The sequence below is a fragment of the Halorubrum sp. CBA1125 genome, from assembly GCF_009742825.1.
Taxonomy (GTDB): Archaea; Halobacteriota; Halobacteria; order Halobacteriales; family Haloferacaceae; genus Halorubrum.
In genome coordinates this window covers 21,977-41,079 of sequence record NZ_WPCE01000001.1, presented here as the reverse complement: position 1 = coordinate 41,079, position 19,103 = coordinate 21,977, and the positions used below count along the sequence as shown (strand labels likewise).

The following is a 19,103-nucleotide window of genomic DNA, read 5'->3' as shown; positions in this document are numbered from 1 at the left end:
CGGAATACCGACTCCTCACGAGCAGCCGGAAACGGATCCTGAGCCCAACCCAATGATTCAAGTTCATGAGTGACGATATGTCTTTCAGCTAACTATGTGTGGGATCACGGGGTACATCGGATCGGACGACATCGGCCGAATCGTCCATCAAGGACTCAAAAACCTCGAGTATCGGGGATATGATTCGGCCGGCATCGCGCTCGCCGGGGACGACCTCACCATCGAGAAGACGGAGGGGGAGGTGGACGATCTGACGGCCCCTCACGCGTCGGATGCCACGGTCGGCATCGGCCATACCCGGTGGAGCACCCACGGCGAGCCCACGGAAACGAACGCCCATCCCCACACAGACTGTACCGGCGACGTGGCCGTCGTCCACAACGGGATCATCGAAAACTACGACGCGCTCAAATCCGAACTCCAGCCCCGGCACGTCTTCGAGAGTGAGACCGACACCGAGGTCATCCCCCATCTCATCGAACAGCACCTCGAAGACGACACGTCGCTCGTGGCCGCCGTGCAACGCGCCACGGCACAGCTCGAGGGCAGCTACGCGATCGCGGTCACGGCGGCCGGCCACGACGGCATCGTCGTCGCGCGCGAGGACAGCCCGCTGCTGATCGGCCACAGCGACGACACCACGTTCGTCGGGAGCGACGCGACGGCCTTCATCGAGCACACCGACCGCGTCACGTATCTCGAGTCGGGCGACATTGCGCACCTGACCGCGGATTCGGTGACGATCTACAACGACGGCGAGCGCGTCACCCGCGAGACCGAGACGCTCGACTGGGACGCCGAGGCGGCCGGCAAAAGCGGCTACGACCACTACATGCTCAAAGAGATCCACGAGCAGCCGCGCGCGCTCCGCCAGGCCATCTCCGGACGCATCGATGACCTCGGGACGGGTGTCGATCTCGACGTGGCGCTGCCGGAAGAGTATCTCCACTCGCTCGAGGAGATCCAGATCATCGCGTGCGGGACGTCGTATCACGCCGGCCTGTACGCCAAAGAGCTGCTCGAGAGACACGCTGACATCCGCGTCACGGTCCACGTCGCGAGCGAGTACGAGTTCACGGGGGATCGGGACCCGTGGCGCACGCTCGTGGTGGCGATCACCCAGAGCGGCGAGACGGCCGACACGCTCTCGGCGTTGCGCGAGGCGAAGCGCGCTGGCGCCCGCAGCCTCGCGCTCACCAACACGCTCGGGTCGACGGTCACCCGCGAGGTCGACGACACCATCTTCATTCGGGCCGGACCCGAGATCGGTGTCGCCGCGACGAAGACGTTCGTCTCGCAGGTGGCCACGGCGACGCTCCTGGCAGTGCATCTCGGCACCATCCGGAACAGTATCGCCAGACAGACCGCGGACGCGTTGCTCGAGAGCGTGCGGGATCTGCCCGGCGCCGTACAGCAAATTCTCGACCAGGAGCCCACGATCAAACGCGCGGCCCAGCAATACGCCGACAGCGACGCGTTCTTCTACATCGGACGCCGGGCCGGCTATCCGGTGGCGATCGAGAGCGCGCTCAAGCTCAAAGAGATCGCGTACGACCACGCGGAAGGGTTCCCCGCGGGCGAGCTCAAGCACGGCCCGCTCGCGCTCGTCACGCCGGACACGCCCGTCATCGCGCTGCTGACCGCGGGGACGAACGCCGAGAAGACCCAGAACAACATCAAGGAGGTCGCCTCGCGCGGCGCGCCCACGATCGGGCTGACCGGGTCCCCCGACGTGGGGGGCGACCTCGACATGTCGTTCGAGATCCCCGAGTGCGGACTCATGGAGCCCGTCGCCGCCAACGTGGCGCTCCAGCTGTTCGCGTATCACGTCGCCAACGAGAAGGGGCGGCCGATCGACAAGCCGCGGAACCTCGCGAAAAGCGTCACCGTCGAGTAGCGGCCGTCGTCGTCGTCCTCTCTTCGAACTCGGCACTCCGAGACGAGACACTACCTGTGACAGCGAGAGAGTCCCGCCCTTCCCGTGAGGCGGGAGTGTTCCGACACTTTGTTGTCGGAACCGAGCGCCGAACAGGGCGGGCGTGAATCGCGTAAACTCTAGTGGGAAACTGCCGTGTCACTGTTGGTCTTGAGTCTCCAACGCGGCCGCCCGGGTTTCACTTCCACCGTGAATGGCTGAGGTTCAAGCCCTATGCAAACGTATACTGATACGGCTGATGAAGCGCACCAACACGTTTGCCGTGCGACCGCTCTCTAACAATGGAGAACAACTGCTACGGGACTTGCTGGACGCTTCTGCCGCTCTCTGGAACGAGACGAATTACCAGCGCCTCATGCGATACAACGATGAGGATGGCTTCGAGGGCGAGGACGTGTTCGAGGCCGATACAGGCCAACTCGAAGGTAAGTACAAAGGCGTCCTCGGCGCGTCCACCGCCCAACAGGTGATACGGAAGAACACCGAAGCGTGGCGTGGATTCTTCGCCCTGAAAGACCAGTATCACGACGAGTCGAATACATCGGTCACGATTCACCCGGAACCACCGGGCTTCCGTGGGAACGAGGACGATGGACGACAGCTCAAAGGCGTCATTCGCAACACGTCGTACACCGTCGAATGGGGAGACTGCTCCCGGCTTGAGATACTGGTCGGGAGCGAGTTGAAAGACCGATACGACCACACCGGGCGTCTCCGGCTTGAAGTCGCTGGCGACCCGAACTGGCCCGACTACGAGAAACAGGGTCGGCTGGACCTGTGGTACGACGAGACTGCTAGCACATTCCGAGCTTCGCAACCCGTGACTGTTTCTGGCGACACACGGGATACTCCACTGGCTTCTGAAACAGCCGCTCTGGACATTGGTGCGAACAATCTCGTCGCCTGTACCACCACAACCGGTGAGCAATACCTGTACGAAGGCCGTGACCTGTTTGACCGCTTCCGCAACACAACACGAGAAATCGCCCGATTACAGTCAAAACTCGAAGGCGGCCAATACAGTAGCGAACGTATCCGGCGTTTGTACCGGAAGCGAACACGCCGTCGCGATCACGCACAAGAAGCACTGTGTCGTGACCTGCTGGAACGACTGTACGAGGACGGCGTAGATACCGTGTATGTCGGCGGGTTGACCGATGTTTTGGATACGCACTGGTCGGTCGAAACAAATGCCAAGACCCACAATTTCTGGTCGTTCAAGAAATTCACCGAGCGACTGGTCTGTACCGCAGCAGAGTTCGGCATCTCTGTAGAGATTCGCTCCGAGGCATGGACTAGCCAAGAATGTCCACAGTGTGGTTTGACAGACCGGACCATGCGGCATCAGGATACGCTGACCTGTCCATGTGGGTTTGAGGGGCACGCCGACATAACAGCGTCAGAAACGTTCCTGAGACGGCGCACAGAACAGGCAGTCAGGCCGATGGCACGGCCCGTGCGGTTTGAGTGGGACGACCACACCTGGTCGGAGTCACCACGCTCTCACCGTCCCAAAGAACAGCGCACAGACCCGAGTACCGTCAACCGTGACGGGAATATTGCTTCCGGGGATTCTTAGACGGCTGAGACTCCCACGGAGGAAACCGCGCCGTTCACGGCGCGGAGGATGTCATACCCTCGATCGCCCGGCAGTGAGGGCCGGCTATCATGCCAGCGTCTTCTGGTCAATTGCGCTGTTTACCGTGTCGATCGCGGGATTCTGGGCGGCTGGGCGACTGAGCGATGCCGCTGTCGACCTGGCACCGTACGGCGAACGACCCGTGCAGGTGTTGCTGTCGGTCGCGACGGCCACTCTCATTAGCACGATCGGCCTTGGCATCGCCGTCAGCGTTCAGGAGGGGTTCCCAACGGTCGCGAGCCTGGTGAACAGCGAGGGCGTCCTCGCGGGCGGGCTGTTGGTAGGGTGTCTCGGGCTCGTCCTGGGGCCGCTCGTCGCTGGGAGCCTCGAGTGGCTCCTCACGACAGCGCAGTGGGACCGCCGTTGGACTGTGATCGGTGTCGGCGCTGGCGTCGGCCTCCTCGTGTGGGGCGGACTCATCGGCATCGCGATGCCACTCGTTTCCGCCGTTGGCGTTCCGTTCGGCCACGTTGGATCGCTGGTGGCGCTCGTCGTGTACGGCGCGCTGTTCGGATTGTACTACCAGACGCTCCGGACAACGTTCTCTCGTCAACACACCAGTAGCGGACACTGACTGCGGTAACTCAGGTGCTTGTCTCTTTCTCGACGGGCTATCCCCGTTGCACGTGGGAGCTATCGGCAATGCGCCCCGAGACACGCGTGGCGCCCTCGACGGTCGCGTTGTTCCCGACGATCGCCCCGGGGGCGACGGTGACGTTCCCGCCGATAGCGACGTTGTCGCCGACGAGCGCGCCGAAGGAAACGTCCTGATAGACGGTGTCGTCGAGGACGACGTCGGTCGTCCCCCCTTCGATGGTGGTGTTCGGCCCGATCGTCGTGTTGGCACCTACGATGCAATCGCGCACGACCGCACCCGCCTGTACCGTCGCGTCGGGTAACAGGATCGCGTTCTCGATGATCGCGCCCGGGCCGACGCTCACGTTGTCACCGGCCGTCGTGCTCTGGAGCACCGCTGCCTGCGGATGGACGGTCGTCCCGTCGCCGAGGACGGCCGCGTCCGCCACGACCGCCGTGTCGTCGATGGTGGCCGATTCGGCCGTCGACTCCGGCGGGCCCCGAGCGGAGATGAGGGCGTCGTTGACGGTGAGCAGGTCCCAGGGCTCCGACACGTCCAGCCACAGGCCACGGTATCGGACCGCTCGCAGGCGCCTGTCCTCGATGAACGGCTTGAGGGCGTCGGTAAGCGCCTGCTCGCCGTGGCTGTCGATCTGCCGGATGGCGCCGAAGATGTCGGGTGTGAACGCGTAGACGCCCGCGTTGATGAAGTCCGACTTCGCCAGCTCGGGAATGGGTTGTTCCTCGATGCCGGCGACGTCGCGGCCGTCGAACTCGACGACGCCGTAGCGGCTGGGGTTCGCCGTCTTGGTGACGCCCACGACGGGGTCGTCGGTCTCGCGGTGGCGGGCCCAGACGCGCTCGACGATCTCGGCGCTGACGATGCGGTCGCCGTTCAGCGCGACGAACGACTCGCCGACGTAGGACTCGGCCTGGAGGAGGGCGTGGCCGGTCCCGAGCTGTTGGTCCTGGACGACATACGAGATGTCGACCCCCCAGTCGCGGCCGTCCTCGAAGTAACTCTGGATGCGCTCGCGGTTCGAGCCGACGACGAAGACGGCTTCGTCGATGCCGGCGGTCTCGAGCGCGTCGACGATGTGTTCGAGAATCGGCCGGTTCGCGACGGGAATCATCGGTTTCGGGCGGTTTTCGGTGAGCGGCCAGAGCCGTTCACCTTTGCCCGCGGCGAGCACGACGGCTTTCATACGTCTGGTGACTATGGGGACAGCCTTAGCAGTTTGGTAGCCCGGAGATACAGCGGATCACGGTGAAAGACAAGTCCTTACATCCTCGTGCCGATCGATACGGGATCGGTTTCACCAATCGTCCCCATCCCCCAACCGTCTCTGGCGTCGATCCCGACGGGCGTGGCTCCCACTCTCAGCTCGTGCTATCGAATTCATCTCCATAATTCTCACATATAATATCTCGACAGGAGCATATATAATCCGAGCTTCGAGAGGGTGGGTATGAGCAGATTCCCACGGGAACTCGATTATTCGAGGACCTCACACTTCCTCTTCGAACTCGGCAGCATGATGACCACCCTCTTCGCGATCTTCCTTATCGTCTCAGCGATCGCTATTGGAATCGGCCTCCTGTTGGGGTCCGTTCCACACCTCGGGCTCTTCGCAGCTGGCATATCCGGCTTGTTATTGTTGTTCGGCGTGGGTGTGCTGTACGTCAGTATGAACGTTGAGTAGTAGTGCGGATGAATCCCGGTCACATCATCGATCTGGTAGTGAAGCGTGTCACGGTGAGCGGGTAGCGTTGTGGAGATCGACGAAGCCTGTGGATCGCGATTGACGGTTCAGAACACGCTTCGATGAGCGCTAATTCCCACACAGACCCTGCTCGTATTCACAGTCTAGAAATGCTAGCGGCTAGCCGTACCACAGACCGCAGCGATTCATTTCAGCCGGCGACCACGGAAGCATTTGAACTGCTCGGCTGTTTCCTTCACGTTAAGGAAGTTCTTATCGGGCGCAGTGGTAAGTTAACACCTTCTTAACCAGTTACCAAACTTTCATATTGTAGAACTGCTTAGCGCAACGTAGTGATGGATTACTGGTGACGTGTCTGATGCCGAATTTATCCAAAGACCGGAGCCACTACGGGAGAACGCAGGGGAACGAGCCATGCCTCGAAATTAGTTGAATGTCACAGCCTGAAAGAGAACTACGGCCAGCAAAGGAGGGGTCCCAGCAACGGGAAGTGAGTACGGCCGGCAACCCGGCCCTCGGTCTGCTCGCGAAAGACGATCCCGTCGTACTCGAAAACGTCGCCGCAGCCCAGCAGGCGGATCTCCCCGTATATCTCGCAGTTCCTGAAGATGCCCCGGACGCTATCGTTCGCGTCGCCCGCGAGCTCGGCGCTGAAACGGTCGATCTGTCGGCTCAGGAGATGTCACCGGACGAGATCTCGGAGTACCTCAATGTCCACGCGGATGCGAGAAGCGATCCGGGCCTGATCATCCCCGAAGACAGTGCCGTCAAACTCGACATCGAGGCGAGCGTGGAGGCGGCGGCTTCTGAGTCGTTCACGACGACGGCCGTCACAGAGCCCGAGACAAAGGACGTTGAGGTGTTGATCGGCATCCCCGCGTACAACGAAGCAAACGCTATCGCGGATGTCGTTACCGAGGCGCAGAACTACGCTGACGAGGTGTTAGTCGTGGACGACGCCAGCCAGGATGAGACGGCCGAACTCGCTCGCGACGCTGGCGCGACCGTCGTCGAACACGGCAGTAACAAGGGCTACGGTGGCGCGTTAAAAACCGTCTTCGAGGAAGCGGACATCCGGGACGCCGACCATCTCAGTATTCTCGACGGTGACGGTCAACACGACCCGAGTGACGTACCTGCAGCCGTGCGCACACAGAAAGCGGACGATGTCGACATCGTCATTGGAAGCCGATTCGTCGACGGATCAGAGACGGACCTCCCACTGTACCGGCGCGTCGGGCTCACAGTAGTGAATGTCCTCACGAACGTCTCGATGGGTGTTATTCGGCGTAAATCGTGGGTCAATGACACGCAAAGCGGATTTCGAACGTATAATCGGCACGCGATCGAGAGCCTCAGTGAGGACGATTCTATCGGTGAGGAGATGAGCGCTAGCACGGATATTCTCTACCACGCCCACGAACACGGGTACGACTTCGAAGAGATCGGGACGACAATTGATTACGATGTTGAGGACCCGAGTAGTCACAATCCCGTTTCACACGGACTCACATTGGTTGGTAATATTCTGACAACGATCGAACGAAAACGACCGATACTGATCCTCGGTGTTCCCGGCTTCCTAAGTTCGTTTGTCGGGCTGGGATTCGTTTACTGGACTCTGTCTAACTACATCAGTAGTGGCACGTTTCCGCTTGGACTCGCAACTACTTCTGGATTCTTGATATTAGTAGGTATTTTCACATGCTTTACGGCGATCATCCTACATTCACTCAACACACATCTTCCTGAGTAATATAATGATAGACCTCAAAATCACTTTTGTCCTCGGTACGCGTCCAGAAATCATCAAGCTCGCACCGGTGATACGGTGTTGTGACCGCCGGGACATCCCGTATTCAATACTACATACCGGACAACACTATTCAGATGCGCTCGATACCGTGTTTTTCGACCAACTTGAGCTGCCAGCGCCAGATTATAATCTTGAGGTGGGATCGGGCCGCCACGGCAAGCAAACTGCAGCAATGTTAGCTGGGATTGAAGAGATCATTTTAGAGGATAAGCCCGCTGTCGTACTCGTTCAGGGGGATACTAATAGCGTCCTGGCCGGCGCGCTCGCGTTAAGTAAACTCGACATTCCAGTGGGGCATATTGAAGCCGGGCTGCGAAGCTTTGACCGGGACATGCCCGAAGAGACCAATCGGGTAGTGGCGGACCACGTCGGCGATTACCTGTTTGCACCAACCGAGCACTCCCAGGAGTATCTCCGGGATGAAGGAATCGACGACGATCGGATCTACGTGACTGGGAATACGATAGTTGACGCGGTCCACCAGCATCGCGAACTCGCTGCCGAAAAAAGCACTATCCTCCAAGACTTGGCGCTACAGACCACTGAGTTTGGCTTGCTGACCGCACATCGTGCTGAGAATGTTGATGATCCTGAGCGGTTCGAGAACCTGCTTGAGGGCGTCCGTCGTGTCGCTGTAACCCACGATTTGGAGCTTATCTATCCGATCCATCCGCGGGCTCAAGACCGTCTCGATGAATTCAATATCGCAGTCCCTGATAAAATTCGAGTCGTCGATCCACAGGACTATCTCGACTTTCTCCAGTTAGAAGCAAATGCTGAGCTGGTACTGACTGATTCCGGTGGTGTACAAGAAGAGGCGTGTATTCTTAGAGTACCCTGCGTCACGCTTCGAGACAACACCGAACGGCCGGAAACGCTGGAGGTGGGCGCGAATCAACTTGCGGGCACCGAGCCTGAGAGGATCGCAGCCAGTTCCAAACAGATGCTGATGACACAGCAGGAATGGACAAATCCGTTCGGAAACGGTAGTACAGCAGAACAAATCCTTGAAATACTCGGTAAGGAAACAGAAGCACACCTATGAGTTCAGTATATGTCCATGGCTTAGGCTACGTTGGTCTGCCAACTGCCGCAATGTTGGCAAACTACGGACACTCCGTGGTGGGCTATGACGTTGATGAAGACCTCGTCGAAGAGCTACAGGAAGGACGCATCACGGTAGACGAACCTGGATTGCGTGCGTTTGTCACTGAAGCATTAAATTCAGGAAACCTTCAGGTGACTGACGAAGTACGGCCGGCAAAATACCACATCATTACTGTCCCGACACCGTTCGATCACGAAACGAAAACAGCTGATCTGAGCTATATTGAGACGGCAGGTAAAACTATCCAACAGCACTTACGTCCTGGTGACTCAGTCATTTTGGAGTCGACAGTCCCACCGGGCACTACAGTACAGACACTACAGCCTGTTCTTGAACAATCCGGCCTCATCGCTGGAGAGGACTTCGCACTGATTCACTGTCCAGAAACAGTCCTTCCCGGAAACATCATCTCAGAACTCCGCGAGAACGACAGGATCATTGGCGGCGTTAATGGTGTCTCGACGGAAGCGGCGGTCAAGCTATACGACTCCTTCGTCGAGGGTGATATCCACACGACGACTGATGCAACGACAGCCGAGTTTGTCAAACTCATCCAAAACACATATCGAGATACAAATATCGCGCTAGCAAACGAGCTCGCCCGCATCGCACATAGTTATGATATTGACCCACGTGAGGCGATTCAATTAGCCAATGAGCATCCCAGAGTAGAACTTCATCAGCCCGGGCCTGGTGTCGGTGGCCACTGTTTGCCTATTGATCCATGGTTTCTTGGCCACAACTCCGACGAACTCAACCTCATCGCAACAGCTCGCAGTGTGAACGACAGTATGACTGACTACGTGGTTGAGCTCATCGAATCAAACCTTGGTGGGCTCGCCGGCAAACAAGTCGCCGTCTTGGGTGTCGCATATAAGGGGAATGTGGACGACGTCCGTAACAGTCCTGGGTTGGCGATTGCCCGACAGTTACAGGACACAGCAGCCGAAGTTCCAGCGTCGGTGTCGCCGGACGGTGCCGACCCACCCGTTACAGTGAGGCTAAATGATCCTCATGTTGAGGACCAGACGCTTGATCTCCAGCCCCTCGATGATGTGACCCAAGGCGTCGATGGGGTTGTGATAACTACTGATCACGACGCGTACACGGAGATTGACCCTAGCCGTCTCGCAGCGCGGATGACAGGCAACCTCGTCGTGGATACGAAGGCGATCGTCGACCAGCACGCGTGGAAACAGGCTGGGCTCGATGTGATTCAAATATGAATAACTGTGACTTACAACAGCGGCGACTCTCAAAAGCGGAAACTACTCTATGAGTCACAAGAACTCTCTTCTAGTCATCTCGCAGGCGTTTCCACCCGAAAAGGGTGGCAACGCCTCCCGGATACACGACTTGACCCGGTTTATGACTGACGAGTGGGACGTGACAGTCGTTGCGCCCGCGAAGTGCTATCCACACGGAGAGTATGACTTCACGTGGCAGCGCCATCAGCGCGAGAACATTGACGGCGTCGAGGTACACCGCCTGTGGGCGTGGCAACCAACCGATCCGGATCCCTCATTCGTGAGTCGGATTGCATACTATGTGACATTCGCGATCCACGCGTTCCTGTGGTCGGCGTTCAATATCCGTGATACGGACGTGATGATGACCTCTTCACCACCGTTGTTCACAGGTTTCGTTGCTTCCCCATTCGCAAAGGTACTCGATATCCCATGGGTACTCGACATCCGAGACGTGTGGATTGATGTATCTGTTAGTTTTGGCTTCATCTCAGAGGGAGGACTCGCTGAGCGACTCAGTAAGGCTTATCGAAAATGGGAGTTCGGTGTTGCATCATTAGTTACCGTCACGACAGCAGGGACGGTGGATATTCTTGATGACGAGTATGATATCACGGCTCCTGTCGCAGTTATCCCCAACGGTGTGGACGTGGACTCGTTCAAGCCCCGAGACAAGAGCGATCCTGATGGGCCGGTGTTAATATACACTGGTACTATCGGTCATGCCCAGGCCCTCGAAGTCTGCGTTGAGGCAATAGATAACCTTACTAATCCTGATTTGACGTTTCAAATCGTCGGCGATGGTGATTTGCGAGAGATATTGGAGCAGAAGGCAACGGATCTCGGAATTGAAGATCGCGTGGAATTCACCGGCTTCGTTTCACGAGAGCAGGTCCCAGGGATGCTGTCTCAAGCGACGATTGGGATTGCCCCGATTAAAACAGACGACTCACTCCGGTACGCTGTCCCGACTAAACTCTATGAGTACATGGCCTGTGCGTTGCCGGTAATCGCAGTCGGTGAGGGCGCAATCGAACAGTTCGTTGACGCGTCAGACGCAGGTGTCGTTGCAGAGGATGACCCTGAAGCTATCGCGGCACACATCGATACGTTATTGAGCGACCAAGAGTGGCGACAGGAACTTGGTACGAATGGACGAACCCATGTGGTCGACCACTACGACAGACAAGTAATTGCCTTAGAATTTAGCGACCGACTCTCCACCCTCATTGACCAGGAATCAACTCGGACAGACCAGCCACCGGCATAACGATGCTGGACCGGTGGTCATATCCCGAGAAACTCTCGCTCTTCTATCATACTGGGATCAACCTCCAACCCCTGCAAATAACCGGAATGGTGGATCGAAAGCTCCGACATGCCATCGTACCGAACCTGCCTGTCGATGTCGATGACTGGTACGAGGAGCAAATTCCGCAGAATATCCAAGCCGATTCAGTCGCCGTAAAGCGGAATTTGGACGTATTGCGAGCGAGCCTGAGTAGTGATCTTCGGAGAACATACCAACAGAAGCTGTCCGAACTTAGTGATGGGACGGTGTGTTTGCTTGGCCAGTCATTCGAGATTGGCGAGGTCGCATCGTTCGATTGGAACCACGAAACAATCGCGTCATTCCCACCGTCGTGGCGACTTCACCTCCATGCGCTTGAACCCGTGAACTGGCTTGTATGTGGGTACGAAGTTGAGGACTCTCCGGAGGAAGTGGTTGCTGCCATCCGCCAGCTCTTACAGAGTTGGGATAATAACGTCGCTATCGGTGAGACGCAGTATCTCCGTCGGGAATGGACTCCTCATGCCGTCTCCCTTCGAGTTCTCCGACTCTGTCGACTGTATGTGTGGCTGCAAGATTCCATGCCCACGTTCGCTAATCAAGTCCAAAGAATTGCGTATAAGAATGCCCTCTTCCTTGAAGACCATGTTGAGCACGATGTCGGTGGCAACCATTTAATTGAAAACGGTGCCGCGCTCCTGATGGCTGGGTCGCTCTTCGGGGAATACGGTCACAGTTGGCGTAAAAATGGAATCTCCATTCTTGAGAAGTGTGCTGTAGATCAGTTTTTGGATGATGGTGGCCACTTCGAGCGGAGCCCGATGTACCACATCCTTGTTCTACAGCGGTATCTGACTGCGGTTGACTTACTGTCTGGTGAGGAAGATACGTCTCCCCAAGCGATCAAGCAAACTGCGGCTGACGCGACTCAATACTTACAGTCGCTCATGCCACCTGATGAGCGGATTCCGCTGCTGAACGACGCCGCATTCGACGAATTTCTCCCGCTTACAGACTGTCTCAGGTACGCCGAGCAGGTTGGTGTCGTTACAGAGTCCACTGGCCGACGTCGACAGTCCCTAAACGCTAGTGGGTACCACTGGCTGGGAGACAGCGAGAATCGATTGCTGGTTGATGGCGGTCCAGTTGGGCCGTCACATCTCCCAGGCCACTCACACAACGATATGCTCAGCATCATGCTGTGGATAAACGGGATGCGGATCTTGACTGACACCGGTGCCTACGATTATGTTCCCGATACAACTCGGACATACGTCCGAAGTGTACAAGCACATAATACCGTTCAAGTGAGCGAATACGAACCGATCCCAATCGGGGGGCAGTATCTGATGGGTCGGCGTTGTACTCCACAGTCGCGTGTTTATCGCGATGACAGCGGAGACCACTTTACCGGCTGGTACGAACGCCGGCAGCATCTGCAGTCGCTGTACCGACATCAGCGTGATATCCTGAGTGGATGCGGCTGGTGGGTCATCATGGACACGGTTGACGGGGCTCCCACCGATGCCATTATTTCAAACCTTCATTTCCATCCCGAGGTGGAACTGCACTCAGACGGCAGCGAATACAAGTTCCAACGAGTTGACGCGGCGGCAAACGGAGTAATTCGTCCACTGGGTACAGAGACAGTCACAAGGACAACTTCCTCCTACTTTCCGCGGTTCGGCGAGCGAATCGAACGACCTGTACTCCGATGTCACTACGACCGGACATCGGAGTGTACCGGCTTTCTCGTAACTACGGGGATTGATTCTGATATTCAAATAGAATCCAGACCTGACAGCTTCAATGTCACTGTCCGAGACCAACGCCATGAGTTTGATCGAACAGCATCGATGACAGATAGCCGGTCAAGCACTTGATCAACGTGTTCTGGGTGTAGTCCCATATGATGCCGCCAATTCTGTATCACTTTCTTGCCTCAACGAGTGGGCAGTTTAGACGACTCTGGATTAGATACAGCAGGCTCCCACTGTCAAACGTACGCTGAGACCTCGTCCGTAACACTCATCCTACCGGCTATCGCTTCGTTAGTCACGTACACCTTACCATCACACATTTACCATGAAGCAAGTTATTCAGGATTTCAAGACCGGTGATGTACGGATTGCAGATGTCCCTCGTCCACAGGTAGATGCTGGAAACGTTCTGGTGCAGACTCACTATTCCTGTGTGAGCGCCGGTACCGAAAAGTCGATGATCGAACTGGGGAAGAAAAACTACCTCGGCAAGGCAAGGGAGCGACCAGATCTTGCTAAGAAGGTTCTCGATAAGGCACGAAATGACGGACTGATCTCGACATATAAGGCGGTGATGGCCCGGCTTGAAGAAGCGCAACCGCTTGGGTACTCGTGTAGTGGCGAAGTTATTGCTGTCGGCAGCGATGTTGAGGAGTTTTCTGTAGGTGATTTTGTTGCGTGTGCTGGCGCTGGGTATGCCAACCACGGTGAAGTGGTTTCGGTTCCCAAGAATCTGTGTACGGCCGTACCGGAGGGCGTAGATCTAGCGGATGCGGCGTTCGTTACTATTGGGGCAATCGCGATGCAGGGTATCCGCCGGGCTGATCTGACGCCCGGGGAGCGTGTTGCTGTTCTCGGCCTCGGGTTGGTGGGACAGACTGCGACGCAGATCCTCGACGCATACGGATTTCCAGTGCTTGGGATCGACATCGATCCAGCGCAAGTTGAACGCGGCCTCAACGCCGGCGCTACCGAGGGCGCCGTAATCGGCGATGACGATGTCGGAGCAGCAGTTGAGGCGTTCTCTGATGGCCACGGCGTCGATGCGACGCTTATCGCAGCCTCGACAAGCAGCGACGAGCCTGTTGAGATGGCCGGAAAAATCACCCGCGAGCAAGGCCGAGTTTCTGTGGTCGGGCAGGTCGGGATGGACGTGCCTCGCGAGGTGTACTATGACAAGGAACTCGACTTTCGGATCTCTCGATCGTATGGGCCAGGCCGGTATGACCGCAATTATGAAGAAAACGGGCTTGACTACCCGATCGGCTACGTTCGGTGGACGGAAAACCGAAATATGCGGGAGTGCCTCCGCCTGCTCGCCGATGATCGGGTGAACTTCGAACCGCTTCGGACCCACCAATTCTCCATTGACAACGCCACCGATGCCTACGAGCTGATCTTGGAGAATCCCGACAACGAAGCGTTCACAGGCATCCTGCTGGAATACGACGTCGAACGAAAGCATCCGACGAAACGTCCCCACGCCGACCGGTCGTCTCGGGTGTCACCGGGTCGGACCTCACCGCTGTCGGTCGGGCTGGTCGGAGCCGGCAGCTTCGCCCGAGGGAAACTGTTGCCGATCCTCACTGATCACGACGACCTCGAGTTGCATGCGGTCTGTTCGGGGACCGGCGTCTCCGCGTCGTCAGTTGCCGACGAGCACGAGTGTGCGTACTCCACGTCAGATTATACTGAGATAATGGACGATGCGGACGTAGACATGGTTGTCGTCGCAACGCGCCACGATCTCCACGCAGAAGTGGCGACGGCGGCGCTGGAGGCCGGCAAAGATGTCCACGTCGAGAAGCCGTTGGCGATCAACGAGGACGGACTGGGCACAGTCGCTGCGGCGGCCCGCGAGTCGGACGGCCGGTTGATGGTCGGGTTCAATCGGCGGTTCGCCCCGGCAGCCCGTGAGATGAAGGCGGTGTCTGACGGCCCCAGCCCAGTGATGCTGACCTACCGTGTCAACGCTGACAAGATCCCGGCCGACCACTGGATCAACGACCCAGAGGAGGGCGGCGGTCGGGTTGTTGGGGAGGTGTGTCACTTCGTCGACTTCGCGCGGTTTGTCGCGGATGCGTCCATCGAGCAGGTGTCGGCGAGTACCGCCGACGAGGGGGCAGGTCTCCCGCAGAACGTACAGATCACGCTCACATTCGAGGACGGCAGTACCGCAGGCATCACCTACACCACATTTGGTGACAGTTCGCTCGCCAAGGAATACGCTGAGGCGTTTGGTAACGGGCAGACAGCAACAGTGGACAACTTCACAGGCGGGTGGCTCAGCTTTGGACAGGACAAGGGCCATGAGGCGGAGTTCGACGCGTTCGTCGATGCCATCCTCGCTGGCGATCCATCGCCATTGCCGCTGGAGCAGACAGTGGAGGTGACGGAAGCAACGTTTGGTATCAATAAATCGCTCCGGACTACCAGTCCTGTCGATATCGAAGTTGAGGACTATCTATGATTTCGACTAGTCCGCAAACACTATCTTAGCTTCGCGATAGATTATCAATAATGGTTGACGACCGCCTGATGGCACTGTATCACCGTTCACCACTGCCTCTACAACATCTCGGAGTTTCAGCCAAAGGCTGGCAGCTGAAGCGTAGACGAAGAGGGGGTGTGTTTGAGGACTTACTCAAGGAAGTAAAGGAACGGAGTAGGTATTCCCAAGCGAGACTTGATACATATCGTCAGAAACGACTGAAGCAGTTCCTACAGACAGCGTGGGATAGTCCTTTCTGGCGAGATCAGTTCGACCAGCATGACGTTGATATGACTGCTGAGGAGCCGTTTGCTGAACTGTCGAAGCTTCCGATACTGGCGAAACAGGACATTAAAGAAGCTGACCTCACTCTTCGTCCGGAGTCGGTTTCGTCTGAAGATCTCCTCTCTTGTCACACGAGCGGTACGACTGGGAGTGGTCTCACATTTGTGCAGACGAAGCAATCACTCAGGGAACAGTGGGCTGTTTGGTGGCGGTACCGCAACTGGCACGGTATCGAGCGTGATACTTGGCACGGGTACTTCGGCGGAATCCCGATCGTTCCAATTGAGGAATCGACCCCACCGTTCTGGCGAGTCAACTATCCCGGCCGGCAGGTGATGTTCAGTTCCTACCATATCAAGCCAGAAAGTACCCACATCTACGTCGACGAAATTGGTGATCGGAAACTGCCGTGGCTTCACGGCTACCCCTCGGCTCTTAGTCTCTTGGCCAACTCGATTCTTGACCAGAAGGTGTCAGCACCATCCTCCCTCAAAATTGTCACCATCGGTGCCGAGACGTTGTTTGACCACCAGCGGGAAGCTATCGAACGAGCGTTCGATGTCCCTGTTCGGCAGCATTATGGACTAGAGGAGGCTGTCGCAAACATCTCAGAGTGCCCGGAGGGTAACCTCCACGTGGATGAGGACTTCGCGCACGTAGAGTTTGTACCGCTGGAAGAGGGTGACGGCTATCGGATCGTTGGGACGAACTGGACAAACCCCGCTTTCCCGCTGATCAGATACGATACCGGAGACATTGTGATGTTGTCAGATGATGGCTGTTCGTGTGGACGAAACGGCCGGGTCGTAGAGTCCATACTCGGTCGACAGGATGACTACGTTGTGTTACCAAATGGTGCGAGAGTTGGCCGTCTGGACCACATCTTCAAGGATTTTGAGTCTATCCACGAAGCCCAAATATATCAACCAGATCGGGATCAGGTCGTTCTTCGCGTGGTTCCTGGCGATACGTTTGATGATAACGTTGAGACAGAGTTGCGCGAGAAAGCCCGGACTCGTCTAGGAAACGAGATCTCTGTCGATATTAGCTATGTCGCGGAAATAGAGCGAACTGATAGTGGAAAAATGAAATTCGTCGTCTCAGATATTGATGCGATGCAAATCGAGGAGCCGACTACCTGATAGGGACTAGTGTCGCGTTACCTCGGTCGCCTGTGCACGATTATCTGACTCCGAATGTTCGGATCCATGTTCGATGTGATGCGTCCACCCAAAGTGTGGTTCGAATTCGAGCGTTGATTCGATAGGGATTGAGCCTAATTCACCTTGCCATACCGACTGGTTACTTTTCACTGAGATATCGTCGAGGCCCCACTCTGCGAGGGGATAGGCCTTACATTGGAAGGCGTTCCGAACGATTGGGATCAGTTCCGGATCGAATCCCATCAAATAGGTCGTGACGGCATCGACGCTGGCTGGGTGCGTTCCGAACGAGAGGAACCCTGACTCTTTAGGATCGGGATCCATCGGCCCCCGAGCCTCGCCACCTACGATTCCATCGCACAGTGAATAGTGGCGTTTACGGCTGTCCGAACTGTCGTCTCGAAGGGTTCCGTCTGTATTTCCGTAAAACAGCAACTTATTCAAGTCGAGACACATCCGCCAAACAGTATCGTTCCCCCACCAGTTACCACTCCGAACTGTGTCGCTGGTACTCCCAAATATCCGTTCCCAAACGGGTTGTGCAGTAGCCACGAGTTTTGGAACTGCGTCTGGAAACGCTAGCATTCCTTTCCGGACTATTGGCATAATTGCCTGCTCCACTCTGTGAGTGGGGTCTGGGTCGGGATGTTCGTCGTTGACCTCCTCGCCTTCTGTGTGGTGTGGCAAATAGTTCTTGTCTCCGTTGATTCCGACGAGGTTCTTGAGGCTGAGCGTCACGCCGGCCTTCTTGTGGGTCTTCGCTTTCGGGAGGCTGAAGACCACGTCGGCTTCGATCGCTGTGGCTGCGATGAGGTACTCGTGTCGACCGCCGGTGTGGTGGTTGTTGACGTGATCTGTGTCATAGTCAGCGCCATAATAATCCCCCTCACCAGGATGGTCCTCGAACTCACTTGCGTCGGCGAGATCGAATTCTGTGTAGCCAAATGGATCGCCGCGGAGCTTTCTTCGATCAGTTACGAGTCCATCTTCACTCTCCCACTCTTCCTGCCGCATATCAACCGTATGGAGGGCGTGTTTTTCAGTGAGATAGAAGTCTTGGATGTCATAGAGCCCCACCCGTTCACAGATTTTCGTGAAGGACGAGTCAGTCTGGGGAGCGTCTGCAACAATTAATTGTCCATCCTCTCCGAGAGCGAGGAATACGTAATCTGCTACTGCTCTGATGACACTACCGTGAGTGAGAACGTACTTCCAGCCGTCGGGATCTCGAGGGTGATCTTCTTTGACGAAGTTCGGTTTGAGGACAACTCTGTCGTCTGATTCGATGAGCTCGCCTAGTGGGTTCCAGTTGGCAGTTCCGTAGTTCTCGACATCAAGTCCGGCTCGCTTGAAACAGGCACGTACGGCTTTATATACCGGATTCGGTTTATTGTTGATAGCATCTGAAAATGGGTATTCCGGATATCCTGTATCAGGATGGAATGGAGAAGAGTCGGGATATGTCACCTGATCTAATTGATGTACCACTACGTCTGTATTATCAAGTGTAGGTTCCATAACTACCGTTGGATTGTAATCTTGATTAAACCTCCGTTCGAAAATAGATTTCTCTCCCGTACAGAGGTATCAGGTTCTCCGAGATGTTTAATTTATTACTAATATTGGCTTCTAAAACGGCTTTGATTTCAACTATTTATTCAAAATAGTATTTAAATACAGTTTAAACTTCTGGAGGGCAAGTAACTGCTCTGAACGGTTATTGATACTTACAGTGATTGGAACGTCTACTGGAACAGTGATTCTGCTTCCCCCCACTACTTCCAACAGGTGAGTCAATATGATTCGCCAGCTTTCCGATGTCGGTGCTGGTGTGTGAATCGGTACCGGCGACGATGTTGTGGTTACTCTCCTGCGCGAACTCAAGAGGTTTCGAAATAGCGGAGCGGCTATCCTTCCAGTTGAGGACCTCTATCAGGTCCGCACGTTCGAGGACAGATTCAGCCGCTGACTGTTGGATTGTCCCATTTTTCGCATGGTTGAGGAGACCGGTTCCGACGCGAAACGGATATGTGGGATGACTACGATTCCACCTTGCTCGTGGATCAC

General features: G+C 56.5%; 13 protein-coding genes. 11 read left to right on the top strand and 2 right to left on the bottom strand.

All coding sequences use genetic code 11. The features are described 5' to 3' along the window. Positions 1 to 94 precede the first annotated feature (94 nt). The 3 genes from glmS (at position 95) to GJ633_RS00180 (ending at position 4,149) form a co-directional block, all read left to right on the top strand. Complete coding sequence (gene glmS / locus GJ633_RS00190) at positions 95 to 1,897, top strand: glutamine--fructose-6-phosphate transaminase (isomerizing) (RefSeq protein WP_156586174.1); 1,803 nt, start codon at positions 95 to 97, stop codon at positions 1,895 to 1,897. A gap of 277 nt (positions 1,898 to 2,174) precedes the next feature. Continuing rightward, positions 2,175 to 3,515, top strand: a complete 1,341-nt coding sequence (locus GJ633_RS00185; protein ID WP_156586172.1) for an RNA-guided endonuclease TnpB family protein — start codon at positions 2,175 to 2,177, stop codon at positions 3,513 to 3,515. A 124-nt stretch (positions 3,516 to 3,639) separates the two neighbouring features. Next, positions 3,640 to 4,149, top strand: a complete 510-nt coding sequence (locus GJ633_RS00180; RefSeq protein WP_156586170.1) for a hypothetical protein — start codon at positions 3,640 to 3,642, stop codon at positions 4,147 to 4,149. A gap of 37 nt (positions 4,150 to 4,186) precedes the next feature. On the opposite strand, the gene GJ633_RS00175 is transcribed toward GJ633_RS00180, so the two are convergent. Further along, positions 4,187 to 5,356, bottom strand: coding sequence for a sugar phosphate nucleotidyltransferase (locus GJ633_RS00175; protein WP_156586168.1), 1,170 nt, complete (start codon positions 5,354 to 5,356; stop codon positions 4,187 to 4,189). 264 nt (positions 5,357 to 5,620) lie between these two features. Between GJ633_RS00175 and GJ633_RS00170 the strand changes: the two genes are divergently transcribed. The 8 genes from GJ633_RS00170 (at position 5,621) to GJ633_RS00135 (ending at position 17,015) form a co-directional block, all read left to right on the top strand. Continuing rightward, positions 5,621 to 5,854, top strand: a complete 234-nt coding sequence (locus tag GJ633_RS00170; protein ID WP_156586166.1) for a hypothetical protein — start codon at positions 5,621 to 5,623, stop codon at positions 5,852 to 5,854. Positions 5,855 to 6,365: 511 nt separating this feature from the next. Beyond that, positions 6,366 to 7,631, top strand: coding sequence for a glycosyltransferase (locus GJ633_RS00165; RefSeq protein ID WP_321168837.1), 1,266 nt, complete (start codon positions 6,366 to 6,368; stop codon positions 7,629 to 7,631). Positions 7,632 to 7,635: 4 nt separating this feature from the next. After that, the gene (gene wecB / locus GJ633_RS00160; protein WP_156586164.1) at positions 7,636 to 8,736 is read left to right on the top strand and encodes a non-hydrolyzing UDP-N-acetylglucosamine 2-epimerase; all 1,101 of its coding nucleotides are present in this window, start codon (positions 7,636 to 7,638) and stop codon (positions 8,734 to 8,736) included. Continuing rightward, positions 8,733 to 10,025, top strand: coding sequence for a nucleotide sugar dehydrogenase (locus tag GJ633_RS00155; RefSeq protein WP_156586162.1), 1,293 nt, complete (start codon positions 8,733 to 8,735; stop codon positions 10,023 to 10,025). The genes wecB and GJ633_RS00155 overlap by 4 nt, the downstream gene beginning before the upstream one ends. A 49-nt stretch (positions 10,026 to 10,074) precedes the next feature. Next, positions 10,075 to 11,316, top strand: coding sequence for a glycosyltransferase family 4 protein (locus GJ633_RS00150; protein WP_156586159.1), 1,242 nt, complete (start codon positions 10,075 to 10,077; stop codon positions 11,314 to 11,316). Between the two features lie 2 nt (positions 11,317 to 11,318). Next, on the top strand, positions 11,319 to 13,220 hold the full coding sequence (locus GJ633_RS00145) for an alginate lyase family protein (RefSeq protein WP_156586157.1): 1,902 nt from the start codon (positions 11,319 to 11,321) through the stop codon (positions 13,218 to 13,220). A 202-nt stretch (positions 13,221 to 13,422) separates the two neighbouring features. Continuing rightward, positions 13,423 to 15,567 carry a bi-domain-containing oxidoreductase gene (locus GJ633_RS00140; RefSeq protein WP_156586155.1) on the top strand — a complete coding sequence of 715 codons (2,145 nt, stop codon included), beginning with the start codon at positions 13,423 to 13,425 and terminating at the stop codon, positions 15,565 to 15,567. A 50-nt stretch (positions 15,568 to 15,617) separates the two neighbouring features. Continuing rightward, complete coding sequence (locus GJ633_RS00135) at positions 15,618 to 17,015, top strand: phenylacetate--CoA ligase family protein (protein ID WP_156586153.1); 1,398 nt, start codon at positions 15,618 to 15,620, stop codon at positions 17,013 to 17,015. Positions 17,016 to 17,021: 6 nt separating this feature from the next. On the opposite strand, the gene GJ633_RS00130 is transcribed toward GJ633_RS00135, so the two are convergent. Next, positions 17,022 to 18,554 carry a DUF362 domain-containing protein gene (locus tag GJ633_RS00130; protein WP_156586151.1) on the bottom strand — a complete coding sequence of 511 codons (1,533 nt, stop codon included), beginning with the start codon at positions 18,552 to 18,554 and terminating at the stop codon, positions 17,022 to 17,024. Positions 18,555 to 19,103: the final 549 nt, after the last annotated feature.

Coding starts and splice junctions, on each gene's coding strand:
- GJ633_RS00175 (WP_156586168.1), bottom strand. CDS start 5,356: ATGAAAGCCGTCGTGCTCGCCGCGGGCAAAGGTGAACGGCTCTGGCCG.
- GJ633_RS00155 (WP_156586162.1), top strand. CDS start 8,733: ATGAGTTCAGTATATGTCCATGGCTTAGGCTACGTTGGTCTGCCAACT.
- GJ633_RS00185 (WP_156586172.1), top strand. CDS start 2,175: ATGAAGCGCACCAACACGTTTGCCGTGCGACCGCTCTCTAACAATGGA.
- GJ633_RS00145 (WP_156586157.1), top strand. CDS start 11,319: ATGCTGGACCGGTGGTCATATCCCGAGAAACTCTCGCTCTTCTATCAT.
- GJ633_RS00170 (WP_156586166.1), top strand. CDS start 5,621: ATGAGCAGATTCCCACGGGAACTCGATTATTCGAGGACCTCACACTTC.
- GJ633_RS00135 (WP_156586153.1), top strand. CDS start 15,618: ATGGTTGACGACCGCCTGATGGCACTGTATCACCGTTCACCACTGCCT.
- GJ633_RS00150 (WP_156586159.1), top strand. CDS start 10,075: ATGAGTCACAAGAACTCTCTTCTAGTCATCTCGCAGGCGTTTCCACCC.
- GJ633_RS00140 (WP_156586155.1), top strand. CDS start 13,423: ATGAAGCAAGTTATTCAGGATTTCAAGACCGGTGATGTACGGATTGCA.
- glmS (WP_156586174.1), top strand. CDS start 95: ATGTGTGGGATCACGGGGTACATCGGATCGGACGACATCGGCCGAATC.
- wecB (WP_156586164.1), top strand. CDS start 7,636: ATGATAGACCTCAAAATCACTTTTGTCCTCGGTACGCGTCCAGAAATC.
- GJ633_RS00130 (WP_156586151.1), bottom strand. CDS start 18,554: ATGGAACCTACACTTGATAATACAGACGTAGTGGTACATCAATTAGAT.